Genomic DNA, 14,473 nt, shown 5'->3' with positions numbered 1-14,473 from the left:
ACAAAGCAGGAGCGTAGCAATGATCTGGTTCTTCCTCTGTGTCGGCTTACTTGTCGCCGGCTACTTCATCTACGGCAAATTCGTCGAGCGCATATTCGGGCCCAAACCCGAACTGAAGACCCCCGCCATCACCATGGCGGACGGGGTGGACTATGTCCCCATGTCGGACAAGAAGGTCTACCTGGTGCAACTGCTCAACATCGCCGGCGTCGGCCCCATCTTCGGCCCCATACTCGGTGCCCTCTATGGTCCGGTCGCCATGCTCTGGATAGTGTTCGGCTGCATCTTCGCCGGCGCGGTCCACGACTACTTCTCCGGCATGCTGTCGGTACGCGCCAGAGGCGCCTCGGTACCGACCGTGGTCGGCGAGCACCTCGGCACCGCCGCCAAGCACTTCATGAACCTCTTTGCCGTGGTGCTGCTGATGCTGGTGGGTGTGGTCTTCGTGCTGAGCCCGGCGGGTCTCCTGGCCAACCTCACCTCCACCGATCTGGTCTACTGGATAGTGGCGATCTTCGCCTACTACATCCTCGCCACCATAGTCCCCATCGACAAGATCATCGGCCGCTTCTACCCCATCTTCGGCGCCCTGCTGGTGTTCATGTCGGTCGGCCTCATCATAGGCCTCATCGTCTCAGGCAAGGGCTTCTACAACACCGGGATGGATTTTTCCAACCTGCACCCGACCGAGCTGCCGCTCTGGCCGCTGCTGTTCATCACCATAGCCTGCGGCGCGGTATCGGGCTTCCACGCCACCCAGTCACCGCTGATGGCGCGCTGCATGCAGAACGAAAAGTCCGGCCGTTTCATCTTCTACGGCGCCATGATAGGTGAAGGGATCATCGCCCTCATCTGGTGCACCCTGGGTCTCTCCTTCTACGACAGCACGGAGGCGCTCAACGCCACCATGGCCAACGGCGGCCCGGCGGCCGTGGTACACGAGGTCTCCACCAGCCTGCTCGGCACCGTGGGCGGCATCCTGGCCATCCTCGGCGTGGTGATCCTGCCCATCACCTCAGGTGACACCGCGTTTCGCAGTGCTCGCCTCATAGTGGCGGACTTCCTGAAGATGACCCAGAAGCCGCTGGCCAAGCGACTGCTGATCGCCATCCCCATGTTCATCCTCGGTTTCATCATCTCCAAGGCCGAGTTCGGGGTGATCTGGCGCTACTTCGGCTGGGCCAACCAGACCACAGCCGTCATCATGCTGTGGGCCGCAGCCGCCTACCTCATCAAGGAGGGCAAGCTGCACTGGATCTGCACCATACCCGCCATCTTCATGACCGCCGTGGTGATCACCTACCTGGCCAACGCCCCCATCGGCTTCGGGCTGGCGATGAACGTCTCCACCATCATAGGTCTGGTGAGCACCGCCTTCATCACCCTGGCCTTCCTGGTGAAGTTCAGACCCTCCCAACTGAGGGAAGCCAAGGAGAGCTGAGTCCCGAGACTGCATTTTCCCCATGACAAGAGGCCCGGCATTGCTGCCGGGCCTCTTCATTTTCCGGGGAGCTACCCTTTGCTGGTCGTCCCTGGCGCCTCGGCGGGCGCCTGGTACCAATGTTCCCTCGCCACCAGTACCGCCTGCTCCGGCTGGGCGATGAAGTTGGGGGACATGATCTGCACCCCGAACTCGTTGAACACGTCCTGGATATGGCCGTGAAGCTCGGTCTTGACCACGGCGGGGAGCAGGTCCGCCTTCATCCGTACCTGCAGCTCGTATTCCACATACCAGTCCTGCAGATTCAGCTGGCGCACCAGGGGCGGCTCGGACTGGTTGAGCAGGGTGCAGCGGTGGGCCGCCAGCTCCAGCATGGCGTGCACCTGGCGCCAGGGCGCATCGTAGCCGATAGTCACCTTGGTCAGCAGTGCGACCCCCTTATCCCCCGCCAGCCGCGTCAAGTTCACCACCTTGCCCCCCACCACCACGGCATTGGGCAGGGTCACCTCGTGATCCTGACGGGTCACCAGCTTGGTGGAGAGAGCATTGAGCTCGCTCACCATCCCCTCAACTTCGCCAATCTGCACCAGATCGCCGGGCCGCAGGGCGCGGGAGTAGATGAGCACCAGGCCGCTCATGGCATGGTTCATGATGCCCGCCGACCCCAGGGTCACCATGAGGCCGAAGAAGACGCTGATCCCCTTGAAGGCGTCGGAGTTGGCACCGGGCAGATAGGGGTAGGCCACGGTCAGGGCAAACAGCCAGATCACCACCGAGAGCAGCCGCCGGGTGGCCCCTATGGTCTCGGCATGCAGCCCCTGCACGCGAAACTGCCCCCGCTCGATGCGATCGAAGAGGATGGCCAGCATCCGGATGAAGAAGCGGGTGATGATGGCTATAAGCAGCACTGTCACCAGGCCCGGCATGGCCGCAATCATGCCCTCCAGCATGTCGCCGCACAGGGCAAACAGGGAGTCTCCCAGCCGCTCGCTCCAGGCACGGGTCTGGGGGAAGAGGCCAAGCACATAGGTAAGCCAGCCATAGGTGAGCATGAAGACCAGCAACAGGGTCAGCAGGCCGAGCAAGCGGACTTCCACGTTGCCCGCCACCTGACGCCACTGGTGGGGGATCAATCCCTTCTGCAGCAGGAGGCGATTGGCGAGCCACTTCCTGAGCCGTCTATGTCCCCATTGCAGCGCCCAGATGAGGCCGAAGAAGATCAGGCTGGCCAGGATCGCCATGCCGCTGGCCTTGACCAGATAGGGGGTCGAGTGCAGCTCAAGGTACTTGAGCCGTACCTTGTCGAGCCGCTGGCGGACCCGCTCGCTCGCCTGATCCAGGCTCAGCTCGTCGAGGGCTTCCAGATCCCCCTCCACCAGCACCAGTATCCGCTTGCCATTGACCAGAAACTCCCGGCTGTCCTGCCCGAAGCGCCTGGCGCTCACCAGGGTCACCGGCTGTTCAAGGTCGGAGGCCTGCATCTGCTTGATCCGCTCCTGCACCAGCCGGACCCTGCCCGCCCCGTCCAGACTGCCAAACTTGGCCTGGAGCATGACGATGGGTTCATGGAGCAGCACCAGGGTCTGTGCCTGCTCCTGCACGGTCGGCTCCAGCCTGGGTTCGGCGGCCCATGCCATCGTGGCCTGGGCAAGCATGAGCAGCAGCCCCAGCCAGAGGTTCATTCTGTATCGCCTTTCCATCGCGCATCCTTTCTGTTACGAGACATACGAATCTCTTTCCTGCTTGATTTTATAGAAATAATTAGACGGTGCATGTTAAATAACCAACCGGTTAACCTAGCCTGTACTGACAAGCTAACTCCCCGATTGCACTCTTGCGATCTGCTAATATGCTGTCATCATGAGTCGATTATTGTGAATGCCAGGCTCCGGGTATGGCCTCGCGACTTAGATGGGAGAAATCGATGGTACTTGACTACATTGCCCTGGGAATATTGGTGTTCGTCGTCTTGATCATGTTCTATGGAGTCATCGTCATCCACGACATTCCGTATGAAATCGCCAAGCATCGCAATCACCCCCACCAGGATGCCATTCATGTGGCCGGCTGGGTCAGCCTGTTCACCCTGCACGTACTCTGGCCTTTCCTCTGGATCTGGGCCACGCTCTATCGCCCCGATCGCGGCTGGGGGTTCAGTCAGCGTCTTGAAAAAGACGAAGACGAAATCACCGCACTCAAGCAGGAACTTGCCGCCCTGCAGGCCCGTATGACCACGCTCGAACAGACTGAAAAATAGGTAACCCTCCATGGATTTGCTACTTATTCTCACCTATACGGCCATCTGTGTAGGGATTTTCAAGATCTTCAAGATCCCGCTCAACAAGTGGACCGTGCCGACCGCCGTGCTGGGTGGCGTCATCATCATAGGGGCCCTGATCACCCTGATGAACTACAACCACCCCTATGCCCAGACGGCCCGGAATTACTACGTCTCCACCCCCGTCGTGCCCCTGGTGAAGGGACGAGTGACCGAGGTCCCCGTCCAGCCCAACCAGGCAGTGAAGCAAGGCGACGTGCTGTTCAAGATAGATCCGGTGCGCTTCGAGCAGAAGGTCAACAGTCTGGCCGCCCGTCTCACCGCCAGCAAGGAGAGCCTCAACTCCATCAACGCCAGGCTGCGCTCTGCGGTGCTTGACCGGGATCGGGCGAAAGAGCTGATGCGCCGTGGTATCGGCAAGCAGCGCGATCTGGATGTGACACAGGCCAACGTCGATGACATCACGGCGCAGATAGATCAGCAGAAGGCGACCATCGACGATCTGCAGGCCCAACTGGGCGAAGCGCAGTACAACCTGGAGCAGACTGTGGTCTATGCCCCCTCGGATGGCTATGTGCTGCAAATGGCCCTGCGCCCCGGCATGGTGGCCACCCCCTACCTGTATCGCCCCGTGATGACCTTCGTTCACAAGGACGAGAACTTCTATGTGGGCTGGTTCTGGCAGAACAGCATGCAACGTCTCAAGGCGGGTGACGAAGCTGAAGTGGTCATCGATGGTGCCCCGGGCCGCATCTTCAAGGGCAAGGTCGAGGCCATCATCCCGGCCATGGCACCCGGCAATATACAGGCCAACGCCCCCTTGCTGGACCAGAACTCGGCGCAGCAACCGGGTCGCCTGCCGGTGCTCATCCGCATCACGGATCCGGACTGGGCCCAGTATCAGGTGATCGCCGGCTCCAGCGGCCAGGCCGCCATCTATACCGAACACATGCACCACGTGGCCATCATGCGCAAGATCCTGCTGCGCATGGGCAGCTGGCTCAACTACCTGTTCCCCTTCCATTAAGCACCTTGGTGGTACCTGCGGGCCGGCATCATGCCGGCCCGCTGTTTTTGTGGCCCCAAGATCCCTATAATGGCGCCATCCTGCGCCGCACCATGTCCACACGCCACACCCTCATGTTCGTTCTCAGACCCTATCAAACCGACGCCGTCAACGCCGTGATCAGCCACTTTCGCAAACACCCGGATCCCGCCGTGGTGGTGCTGCCCACAGGGGCGGGCAAGAGTCTGGTGATCGCCGAGCTGGCCCGCAAGGCCCGTGGCCGGGTGCTGGTGCTGGCCCATGTCAAGGAGCTGGTGGAGCAGAACCACGCCAAGTACGAGGCCTGGGGGCTCAAGGCCGACATCTTTGCCGCCGGGCTCGCACGCAAGGAGGCGAGCGCCCAGGTGGTGTTCGGCTCGGTGCAGTCGGTGGCGCGCAATCTGGATGCCTTCGACGGCGCCTTCTCGCTGCTCATCATCGACGAGTGTCACCGGGTCTCGCTCGATGACGACAGCCAGTACCATCAGGTGATCGAGCACCTCAAGGCCGCCAATCCCGCCCTCAAGATCCTCGGCCTCACCGCCACGCCTTATCGGCTGGGGCTGGGCTGGATCTACCGACGCCACTACCACGGCATGGTGAAGAGCCACGGGGAGCGGCTGTTCGGTGACTGCGTGTTCGAGCTGCCCCTGCGCTTCATGGTGAAAAACGGCTACCTGACGCCGCCGCGCATGATCGATGCCCCCATAGTCCATTACGACTTCAGCAAGCTGGTAGCGCGGGAGAACGGCCTTTTCAGCGAGGCGGATCTCAACGGCGAGCTCAAGCGCCAGCAGCGGGTCACCCCCCATATCCTGAACCAGGTGCTGGAATATGCGGCCGAGCGCCAGGGGGTGATGATCTTCGCCGCCACCGTCGAGCACGCCCGGGAAATTCAAGGACTGCTGCTCGCCAAATCCCAGAGCGCGGCCCTCGTCACCGGCGAGACGCCGGGGCCGGAGCGCGATGCCCTCATCAACGCCTTCAAGGGGCGGGAGATCAAGTTTCTGGTCAACGTGGCGGTGCTCACCACGGGCTTCGATGCCCCCCACGTGGATCTCATCGTGATGCTGCGGCCGACAGAGTCGGTGTCCCTCTATCAACAGATCGTCGGCCGGGGCCTGCGGCTCTCGCCGGGCAAGGAGGATTGCCTGGTGCTCGACTATGCCGGCAACAATTTCAACCTGTTTGCCCCCGAGGTGGGAGAGCCTCGCCCCCACGCCGGCACGGAGCCGGTGCAGGTGCCCTGCCCCGCCTGCGGTTTTGCCAACACCTTCTGGGGCAAGACGGACGAGGATGGCAAGGTGATAGAGCACTACGGCCGCCGCTGTCAGGGGTTGTTTGAAGATGACGAGGGCCACCGCGAGGAGTGCGACTATCGCTTTCGCGCCAAGATCTGTCCCGGTTGCGGCGCCGAAAACGACATCGCCGCCCGCCGCTGCCAGAGCTGCGATCAGCTGCTGGTAGATCCTGACGACAAGCTCAAGGAGGCGCTCAATCTCAAGGACTGCATGGTGATCCGCTGCGCGGGGCTGACCCTGAGTGCCGGGCGCGGCAAACAGGGGGAGCGGCTGGAGGTGACCTATCACGATGAGGACGGTCTCACCCTGACGGAGTACTTCGCCTTTCACACCAGCGGTGCGCGGCGCTTGTTTCAACAACGCTTTGTGCGTCATCATTGGCCCGCCCCGGGCCTGGAGCCCGAATTCACCACCATGGCGAGCGTGCTGGCGGCAGAAAGCCAGTTCCGTCACCCGGATTTCGTCATCGCCCGCAAGTCGGGGCGTTTCTGGCAGGTGAAGGAGAAAATTTTTGATTATGAAGGGCGGTACCGGACTGCCAACGCCTTTGCCTAGCCACGCCGTCTGGCGGGCAAATGACAGACACCAGGTTTGATTATCAGGGGCGCATCGCACTGCCGGCGCCCTTCGTTCAGTTAGAGGATCTTATGCAGCGGTTGTTGATTGGTTTTTGTGCTCTCTTTTCCCTGGTGACCCAGGCCACCCCGCTGACCCCGCCCAAGGGGGGCCAGTACGCCATCATAGTCCAGGGCAACAACGGGGTGGAGTTTGCCCGTCACGCCGACGACATGATAGCCCCCGCCTCCACCATGAAGGTGCTGACCGCCCTGGCCGCCCGCCTCGAGCTCGGCGCCGACTTCCGTTTCGCCACCGACATCCAGGCCCAGGCTGGCGCCAGGCAGGGAAACACCATCAACGGCGACATCTGGATCAACTTCGTCGGCGACCCCACATTGTCGCGGATGGATCTGGTGGCCCTGTTCAAGCAGCTCGGGGTCACCCGCATTCAGGGCAATGTCTATGTCAACACCGGCGCCTACAACGGCTATGAGCGCGGCAACGGCTGGTCCTGGGGGGATCAGACCCTCTGCTTCGCGGCCCCCGTCTCCTCCGTCATCATCGACAAGAACTGCGCCTACGGCACCATCACCGCCACCCAGATTGGCAGGCCTGCGGTGGGCAACGTCGCCACCGGCGTCCCCATCGGCATAGGTGCCGACAATGTGGAGGTGATGAGCTATGGCGACATGGCGCGTCAGTTCTGCGCCCTGGAAGTGGACATGGCCAAGGGCAACTTCTACGAGCTCAAGGGCTGCATCACCCCGAACAAGGAGCCGCAGGGCCTGCGCTTCGCCATCCACGACGTGGAAGCCTGGGGCTGGGACAACATCCGCTGGGCCATGAACCGCGCCGGCATCAGCCACGACGGCCTGCTGCGGGTCACCCACAAGACACCGGTTGGCGCCGAGACCCTGGCCACCCACTACTCGGTCTCCCTGCCGGTGATGCTCTCCAAGATGCTGAAGAAATCCGACAACCTCTACGCCGACACCTTCCTCAAAACCGTGGGCCGTCACTACTACAACAAGCCGGGCAGCTATCGCAGCGGCACCATGGCGGTGCGCGCCATCCTGACCAAGAACGGCATCGATCTCGGCAACGCCACCCTGGCCGACGGCTCCGGTCTCTCCGCCCACAATCTCATCAGCGCTCGCCAGATGCTGTCGGTGCTGAACTTCATCCAGAAGAACGACGCCCAGCTCGACTTCATCAAGCTGCTGCCGAGCTCCCAGGTGGACGGCACCCTGGCCTGGCGACGCAGTGTCACTGCCCCCATGATGAAGAACAAGGTGCACGCCAAGACGGGCACCATCACCGGCACCTCGAACCTGGCTGGCTTCATCGACACCGCCGGTGGTCAGCGCAAGGCCTTCGTGATGTTCCAGCGCGGCCTCTCCCAGGATCCGGCCACCCACGAGCGCTACCGCGCCAGCAAGGCCGCCTGGCCATGGACAGTGTTCGAGAAGGGGGTGCTGGAGAGCATCTATCAACAGCAACCCATCCAGATCGCCGAGCAGTGATAAACAATATGGGCGGCCTTGCCAGCAAGGCTGCCCCATCACCCTGGACCGTCTTCGAAAAAGGTGTGCTGGAGAGCATCTATCAACAGCAGCCCATCCAGATCGCCGAGCAGTGATAAACAATATGGGTGGCCTTGCCAGCAAGGCTGCCCCATCACCCTGGACCGTCTTCGAAAAGGGTGTGCTGGAGAGCATCTATCAGCAGCAGCCCATCCAGATCGCCGAACAGTAAAGGGATGTCCGGGAAACCTCTATCTGAGGCAGCTCGAACAGATGGCCGGGTAGATCTCCCGGGCAATCGAGCACGGCGAATGGGCGTATCGGTATTTTCAGCTTTGACTGGGCAGGAGCCGAGGCTATGCTGTCGCCAGCCTCGTCTCAACGGCCTTATCTAACGGAGAGAAAAGATGTTTGTAGAAATTTTTGGTCGCCCGGGTTGCCCCTATTGCGTTCGTGCCAAGCAGATTGCCGAGCAGCTGACCGAGGAGCGCGATGACTTCGAGTTCCGCTATGTGGACATCAACGTCGCCGGGCTCACCAAGGACGATCTAGCCGCCAAGGCTGGCAAGCCCGTCACCACGGTGCCGCAGATCTTCCTGGACGAGCAGCACATCGGTGGCTGCACCGATTTCGAAGCCTATGCCAGAGCCAATCTGGGTCTGTAAGACAGATTCATCAATGCAAAAGGCGCCTCAGGCGCCTTTTTTCATGTCGCTTTACCAGGCTCATGCCACTGGCGTGAAGCGGCTCACCACCTGCCCCTGATGCTCAATCCACTCCATGAACATGGCGACCGGACGGGCATAGACCTGTCCATCCTGCTCGGATTGGTAGATAACCAGCTGTTCCTGGGTTTCGGTGTGCAGGGCCAGGGCGAGCACTTGATAGTAACCCCCCTTGAAGTGGCGGTAGCGACCGGTGGCGGGTGCGTGCATGAAGATCCTCGACGACAGGATGAAAGGACGCCCTGGGCTGCGCGCGCCCTTGGCCGGCAGCAGGGGTTGGAGCAGATTTTTACCCCAGCCAATCGTGCCAGATGGGGTGGATAATTCAATACACTCTTGCTGCTTTATGAACCTCCCCCTCATCTTTCACTAGTCTCTCGCGAGAGAGGCAAACGATCCTGCTGAATTTAACAGACTGGCAACCCTGTTTCAGGGGTAAATATCAGGGATTTATTCCATAAATTAGATTGTTCTAGCATTCAATTCTGTGAAGAATAGGGGTAGAGAAATTTGATACTAAAAACAGCTTTTCTGCCAACGCGCCCCCAGGGGAAGGAATCACGCTCACCATGTTCACTATCGACAAGTCGCACAAGCTCGACGATGTCTGCTATGACATTCGCGGCCCGGTGCATAAAGAGGCCCGCCGTCTCGAGGACGAAGGCCACCGCATCATCAAGCTCAACATCGGCAACCCGGCCCCGTTCGGCTTCGATGCGCCGGAGGAGATCATCAAGGATGTGATCCTCAACATGCCCCAGAGCCAGGGCTACTGCGACTCCAAGGGGCTCTTCTCGGCCCGCAAGGCGGTGATGCAGTACTACCAGCAAAAGGGGATGCGCAAGGTCGACATCGATGACATCTACATCGGCAACGGCGCGAGCGAGCTCATCGTGATGGCGATGCAGGCGCTGCTCAACAACGGCGACGAGATGCTGGTGCCCTCCCCCGACTACCCGCTCTGGACCGCCGCCGTCACCCTCTCCGGTGGCCATGCGGTGCACTACCGCTGCGATGAAGGGGCCGACTGGTATCCGGATCTGGACGACATCCGCGCCCGCATCACCCCGCGCACCCGCGGCCTGGTGCTGATCAACCCGAACAACCCGACCGGCGCCGTCTATGGCAGCGAGTTCCTGCTGGAGGTGATCGAGATCGCCCGCCAGCACAACCTCATCATCTTCGCCGACGAGATCTACGACAAGATCCTCTACGACGACATCTCCCACACCAGCGTCTGCACCCTGTGCGACGACGTCATGGTGGTGACCTTCAACGGCCTCTCCAAGGCCTACCGCGCCTGCGGCTTCCGCCAGGGCTGGATGGTCATAACCGGGCCCAAGGGCCGTGCCAAGGGCTACATCGAGGGGCTGGAGATGCTGGCCTCCATGCGCCTGTGTGCCAACGTGCCCATGCAGCACGCCATCCAGACTGCGCTTGGTGGCTATCAGAGCATCAACGAGCTGATCCTGCCGGGCGGCCGCCTGCGCCGCCAGCGGGACAAGGCCTGGGAGCTTTTGAACGAGATCCCCGGGGTCTCCTGCGTCAAGCCCAAGGGGGCGCTCTACATGTTCCCGCGCCTGGATCCCAAGGTGTACGACATCCGCGACGACCAGAAGATGGTGTTCGATCTGCTGCAGCAGGAGAAGCTGCTGCTGGTGCAGGGCACCGGCTTCAACTGGCCCGCACCGGATCACTTCCGCCTGGTGTTCCTGCCCCGGGAAGAGGAGCTGGAAGAGGCCATCGGCCGCCTCGCCCGCTTCCTCAAGGGCTACAAGCAGTAAGCTCCGCCCATGAAAAAGGCTCCCTCGGGAGCCTTTTGTTATCTGTCGTTTTTATCCGTGCCATCAGCCGTGGAGCAGGGCCCCGGCCACCAGCACCCCCATGGTGATGAGAGCGACGCCCAGGATGAAGGGCAGCACCCAGCGCACGAAGCGATCGTAGGGGATCCTGGCGAGCGCCAGCCCCGCCACCAGGTGGGCGGCGGTGGGGGCGAACAGGTTGATCCAGCCGGAGGCGGACTGATAGGCGGTGATCACCAGATCCCGCGAGATACCGGAGAAGTCCGCCAGCGGTCCCATCAGCGGCATGGAGACGGTCGCCAGCCCCGAGGTGGAGGGAATGAAGAAGCTCAGGATGATGTGCACCAGATAGGCCATCAGGATGAAGACCGACGAGGAGAGTCCGGTCACCAGCCCTTCGGCCCAGTGCAGAATGGTGTCGATGATGACCCCCTGCTCCATCACCACATAGATGCCCCGCGCCACCGCCACCACCAGGGCCACCCCGATGAGATCCCGCGCGCCATTGAGGAAGGTCGCCACATAGTTGGATTCGGGCATCCGGTTGATCAGCGCAATCAGGATGGAGGCGCTGAAGAACAGGGTGGAGAGCTCGTCAAACCACCAGCCAAGGGTGGGCAGCAGATCGATGCCCAGATCGGACCAGGGCACCACCGCATAGATCATCAGCAGGAAGGTGCCGAAGAAGACCAGCATGGTGAGCTTCTGCTTGCCGCTGAAGGCGAGGTTGCCGCTCTTCATCTGGGAGAACTCGTCGTCATAGACGATGTCGGCCAGCACGGAGCGGGACTTGTCCTGCTGCACCTGTTTGGCGTAGCGCATCACGAACCAGGAGGCGAAGATCACCAGCAGCAGCCACTGCACAACCCTAAGACCAATCCCCTCACCGATGGGAATGCCGGCAAAACCGGAGGCGATGCCAGTGGCAAAGGGGTTGACGGTGGAGGCCAGCACCCCGACCCCGGAGCCGAGCAAGATTATCCCCGCCGCCACCATGCGATCGAAGCCTGCGGCCATCATCACCGGCACGATGAGCGCCCAGAAGGCCACCGTCTCCTCCGCCATGCCGAAGGTGGAGCCGCCAAGGGCAAAGAGCGCGATCAGCACGGGGATCAGCAGCCGCTCGCGCCCGGCGAAGGCGCGCACTATGGCCCCGACCCCTGCATCGAGCGCCCCGCTCTGCATGGTCACCGCCAGAAAGCCACCGATGATGAGCACGAAGAGCGCCACGTCGGCCGCCTTGTGAAAGCCCTGGATCGGCGCCTTGAGCACCTCGAACACCCCCTGCGGGTGGGCGGGCAGCTCTGTGTAGCTGCCGGGCACCGGCAACAACCGCTCGTCGCCGCTGTAGTCGGCCACGGCGGCCGCCGCAATCGGCTGCTGGGTCTTGGCCGTCAGGTAGTTGTACTTGCCCGCCGGCAACACCCAGGTGAGGGCCGCCATCAGGGCGATGATGATGAAAAGCAGGGTATAAACGGTGGGGAGTTGGCGCTTCTTGGGCGCCTCGGTTGATGTGGTCATGGCTTCCGTTCCTCGGCAATGCCGTCATGTGATCCAAACAGCGCAAGACTAGCGGGTTTGGTCGGGGAAAAAGGTGATCGCGGATAATAAACCTGCGGCAACAGCTTGAATGAGCGGCAAAAAAACAGGGCCCCGCAGGGCCCTGTCGTCACATGGTCAGGCTCAGAGCTCGACCACATCGAATGTCACGTCCGGATTCACATCCGCATCGTAATCCACCTCGTCCAGACCGAAACCGAACAGGCGCAGGAACTCCTGCTTGTAGCCGGCGTAGTCGGTGAGCTCACAGAGGTTCTCGGTGGTGATGGAGGGCCAGAGATCGCGGCAGGTCTGCTGCACGTCTTCACGCAGCTCCCAGTCATCCATGCGGATGCGGGCCTGCTCGTCCAGTGCCAGCTCCTCGCCATAGAGACGGGTGCGCAGCATGCGATCCACCTGCTCCATGCAGCCCTCGTGAATGCCCTTCTCCTTCATGATCTTGAACGCCATGGAGATATAGAGCGGCATCACCGGAATGGCTGAAGAGGCCTGGGTCACCACGGATTTGAGCACGGCCACGTGGGCGGTGCCGCCCTTGGCGGCCAGATCGCCACGGATGGCGGCGGCGGCGCGGTCCAGATCTTCCTTGGCGCGGCCCAGGGTACCGTGCCAGTAGATGGGCCAGGTCAGATCGGTGCCGATGTAGGAGTAGGCCACGGACTTGGCGCCGTCGGCCAGCACGCCCGCATCACGCAGGGCAGCCATCCACAGCTCCCAGTCCTGACCGCCCATGACGGTGATGGTGCTCTGGATCTCTTCCTCGTTCGCCGGCTCGACGGTGGCGGTGATGATCTGATCCTTGTTGGTGTCGATGGCGGTGGAGGTGTAGACCTCGCCGATGGGCTTGAGGGCGGAGCGCACCACTTCGCCGGTGTCCGGCATCTTGCGCACCGGGGAGGCCAGGGAGTAGACAACCAGATCGATTTGACCCAGATCCTGCTTGATGAGCTCGATCACCTTGGCACGGCACTCGTGGGAGAAGGCATCGCCGTTGACGCTCTTGGCGTAGAGGCCCGCCTCTTTGGCGGCCTTGTCGAACGCGGCGGAGTTGTACCAGCCGGCGGAGCCCGTCTTGGTCTCGGAGCTCGGCTTTTCGAAGAAGACGCCAATGGTGGCGGCGCCGCTACCGAAGGCAGTGGCAATCCGGGAGGCCAGACCATAACCGGTGGAGGCGCCGATCACCAGTACCTTCTTGGGACCATTCTCGATGGTGCCCTTGGCCTGGGTGTAAGCGATCTGGCGACGAACATTGGCTTCACAACCGACCGGGTGAGTGGTGGTGCAGATAAAACCGCGAACCTTGGGTTTGATAATCATAGGGGTCTCGGATCCGTTAAATGGATGAAATCGGGGCATAAGATACCTCATTGTGGCCCGCTATGGTGCTCTGATGTGTTGAACTGCCGGGAAAACCGGCCAACATCCCGCCGTTTGGCACGGCAACCGGGCACCCTGCGTGCAGGAAATGAGGACAGGGCGGCACGGCCCCCCCCTCGCTTTCATTGCGGGTGTCCGGGGCGATTGTCTGACCCGGCACCATGTACTAGTGTGCAAGGGGAGGATTCAAGGAGGAGTCTATGTCACGCACCCTGGTCATCTGCCTCGCCCTGCTGGTGGCGGCCACCCCGCTCTCTGCCGAGGTCTACAAATGCACCGTCAACGGCAACATCACCTTCAGCGACATTCCCTGCACCGGTGACAGCGAGCCGGTGCGGATGAACATCTTCACCCCCTCGCCCGAGGAGGTCGAGCGGGCGAACAAGCGAACCCGGGATATAGAGGAGAACCTGGCCAGCGGTCGGAAGCAACGCCAGCTCGAGGCCCTGCGCACCGGGATGGGCGCCAGGGATCAGAAGATAACCCCTGAGATAGCCGGTGAGCGCAATGACCAGAGGGCGACGACCGAGACAAGCGATCTTGAGGACAGAGTACGCTCTCCCGGGATGCAGGGCGTGGCGCGCCAATACCAGAACGAGATGGAGGCGCTGAACAAGAAGATAAACACCCTCCAGCAGTCAAAATAACCCCCCCTGCCCGGTGCACGGGCCCGTTTTCCACGGGATGACCACTGCCCGCACACCGACACCAAAGGGTCACACCACCCTCAGTGCCAATGGCGCCGCCTTCATGCCACTATCAACTCGCCCGGCAGTGCCCCGTGGCCGGCATGTGGACGATGCCATCCGACACCCTGTGCCGAGGGAATATAAATCGGGATTGAAAATAAATATTCAAAAAGT

General features: G+C 61.7%; 12 protein-coding genes. 8 read left to right on the top strand and 4 right to left on the bottom strand.

Features of this window, described 5'->3' with window-relative positions:
- The first annotated feature begins 19 nt into the window (after window positions 1-19).
- Complete coding sequence (locus AC3WR3_RS01135; protein WP_342057989.1) at window positions 20-1,441, top strand: carbon starvation CstA family protein; 1,422 nt, start codon at window positions 20-22, stop codon at window positions 1,439-1,441.
- A gap of 71 nt (window positions 1,442-1,512) precedes the next feature.
- Here AC3WR3_RS01135 and AC3WR3_RS01130 read toward each other — a convergent pair whose 3' ends face one another.
- The gene (locus tag AC3WR3_RS01130) at window positions 1,513-3,123 is read right to left on the bottom strand and encodes a mechanosensitive ion channel family protein (protein ID WP_492290912.1); all 1,611 of its coding nucleotides are present in this window, start codon (window positions 3,121-3,123) and stop codon (window positions 1,513-1,515) included.
- A 242-nt stretch (window positions 3,124-3,365) separates the two neighbouring features.
- Between AC3WR3_RS01130 and AC3WR3_RS01125 the strand changes: the two genes are divergently transcribed.
- The 5 genes from AC3WR3_RS01125 to AC3WR3_RS01105 all read left to right on the top strand — a co-directional run bounded on the left by AC3WR3_RS01125 (window position 3,366) and on the right by AC3WR3_RS01105 (window position 8,811).
- Window positions 3,366-3,698 (top strand): DUF3302 domain-containing protein, encoded by a 333-nt coding sequence (locus AC3WR3_RS01125; RefSeq protein ID WP_139434121.1) that lies wholly within the window; start codon window positions 3,366-3,368, stop codon window positions 3,696-3,698.
- A 10-nt stretch (window positions 3,699-3,708) separates the two neighbouring features.
- Window positions 3,709-4,746: an HlyD family secretion protein gene (locus AC3WR3_RS01120; protein ID WP_139434122.1), complete on the top strand. Its 1,038-nt coding sequence runs from the start codon at window positions 3,709-3,711 to the stop codon at window positions 4,744-4,746.
- Window positions 4,747-4,859: 113 nt separating this feature from the next.
- On the top strand, window positions 4,860-6,620 hold the full coding sequence (gene radD / locus AC3WR3_RS01115) for a DNA repair helicase RadD (RefSeq protein WP_492290911.1): 1,761 nt from the start codon (window positions 4,860-4,862) through the stop codon (window positions 6,618-6,620).
- 92 nt (window positions 6,621-6,712) lie between these two features.
- Entirely contained in the window at window positions 6,713-8,146 is a 1,434-nt protein-coding gene (gene dacB, locus AC3WR3_RS01110) for a D-alanyl-D-alanine carboxypeptidase/D-alanyl-D-alanine endopeptidase (RefSeq protein WP_492290910.1), read from the top strand.
- Window positions 8,147-8,553: 407 nt separating this feature from the next.
- Window positions 8,554-8,811 (top strand): GrxA family glutaredoxin, encoded by a 258-nt coding sequence (locus tag AC3WR3_RS01105; RefSeq protein ID WP_010674029.1) that lies wholly within the window; start codon window positions 8,554-8,556, stop codon window positions 8,809-8,811.
- 60 nt (window positions 8,812-8,871) lie between these two features.
- Here the strand turns inward: AC3WR3_RS01105 and AC3WR3_RS01100 are convergent, their stop codons facing one another.
- On the bottom strand, window positions 8,872-9,081 hold the full coding sequence (locus AC3WR3_RS01100) for a DUF1653 domain-containing protein (protein WP_265435935.1): 210 nt from the start codon (window positions 9,079-9,081) through the stop codon (window positions 8,872-8,874).
- A gap of 359 nt (window positions 9,082-9,440) precedes the next feature.
- Here AC3WR3_RS01100 and AC3WR3_RS01095 point away from each other — a divergent pair, with 359 nt between their 5' ends.
- Window positions 9,441-10,655, top strand: coding sequence for a pyridoxal phosphate-dependent aminotransferase (locus AC3WR3_RS01095; protein WP_117403192.1), 1,215 nt, complete (start codon window positions 9,441-9,443; stop codon window positions 10,653-10,655).
- A 63-nt stretch (window positions 10,656-10,718) separates the two neighbouring features.
- Here the strand turns inward: AC3WR3_RS01095 and AC3WR3_RS01090 are convergent, their stop codons facing one another.
- The gene (locus AC3WR3_RS01090) at window positions 10,719-12,194 is read right to left on the bottom strand and encodes a YfcC family protein (protein WP_492290909.1); all 1,476 of its coding nucleotides are present in this window, start codon (window positions 12,192-12,194) and stop codon (window positions 10,719-10,721) included.
- 162 nt (window positions 12,195-12,356) lie between these two features.
- Window positions 12,357-13,550, bottom strand: coding sequence for an enoyl-ACP reductase FabV (fabV, locus tag AC3WR3_RS01085; protein WP_202045139.1), 1,194 nt, complete (start codon window positions 13,548-13,550; stop codon window positions 12,357-12,359).
- A 260-nt stretch (window positions 13,551-13,810) separates the two neighbouring features.
- Between fabV and AC3WR3_RS01080 the strand changes: the two genes are divergently transcribed.
- Window positions 13,811-14,257 carry a DUF4124 domain-containing protein gene (locus AC3WR3_RS01080; protein ID WP_492290908.1) on the top strand — a complete coding sequence of 149 codons (447 nt, stop codon included), beginning with the start codon at window positions 13,811-13,813 and terminating at the stop codon, window positions 14,255-14,257.
- The last annotated feature ends 216 nt before the right edge of the window (window positions 14,258-14,473 follow it).

This window comes from Aeromonas sp. EU05-FHT14A05 (genome assembly GCF_058791175.1).
Note: the sequence above shows the minus strand (reverse complement) of the source record. Positions and strands in the feature narration are given on the sequence as shown.

What these genes read in the sequence shown, in the direction of transcription:
- AC3WR3_RS01135 (WP_342057989.1), top strand. Translation starts at nt 20, where the DNA reads ATGATCTGGTTCTTCCTCTGTGTCGGCTTACTTGTCGCCGGCTACTTC.
- AC3WR3_RS01130 (WP_492290912.1), bottom strand. Translation starts at nt 3,123, where the DNA reads ATGAACCTCTGGCTGGGGCTGCTGCTCATGCTTGCCCAGGCCACGATG.
- AC3WR3_RS01125 (WP_139434121.1), top strand. Translation starts at nt 3,366, where the DNA reads ATGGTACTTGACTACATTGCCCTGGGAATATTGGTGTTCGTCGTCTTG.
- AC3WR3_RS01120 (WP_139434122.1), top strand. Translation starts at nt 3,709, where the DNA reads ATGGATTTGCTACTTATTCTCACCTATACGGCCATCTGTGTAGGGATT.
- radD (WP_492290911.1), top strand. Translation starts at nt 4,860, where the DNA reads ATGTTCGTTCTCAGACCCTATCAAACCGACGCCGTCAACGCCGTGATC.
- dacB (WP_492290910.1), top strand. Translation starts at nt 6,713, where the DNA reads ATGCAGCGGTTGTTGATTGGTTTTTGTGCTCTCTTTTCCCTGGTGACC.
- AC3WR3_RS01105 (WP_010674029.1), top strand. Translation starts at nt 8,554, where the DNA reads ATGTTTGTAGAAATTTTTGGTCGCCCGGGTTGCCCCTATTGCGTTCGT.
- AC3WR3_RS01100 (WP_265435935.1), bottom strand. Translation starts at nt 9,081, where the DNA reads ATGCACGCACCCGCCACCGGTCGCTACCGCCACTTCAAGGGGGGTTAC.
- AC3WR3_RS01095 (WP_117403192.1), top strand. Translation starts at nt 9,441, where the DNA reads ATGTTCACTATCGACAAGTCGCACAAGCTCGACGATGTCTGCTATGAC.
- AC3WR3_RS01090 (WP_492290909.1), bottom strand. Translation starts at nt 12,194, where the DNA reads ATGACCACATCAACCGAGGCGCCCAAGAAGCGCCAACTCCCCACCGTT.
- fabV (WP_202045139.1), bottom strand. Translation starts at nt 13,550, where the DNA reads ATGATTATCAAACCCAAGGTTCGCGGTTTTATCTGCACCACCACTCAC.
- AC3WR3_RS01080 (WP_492290908.1), top strand. Translation starts at nt 13,811, where the DNA reads ATGTCACGCACCCTGGTCATCTGCCTCGCCCTGCTGGTGGCGGCCACC.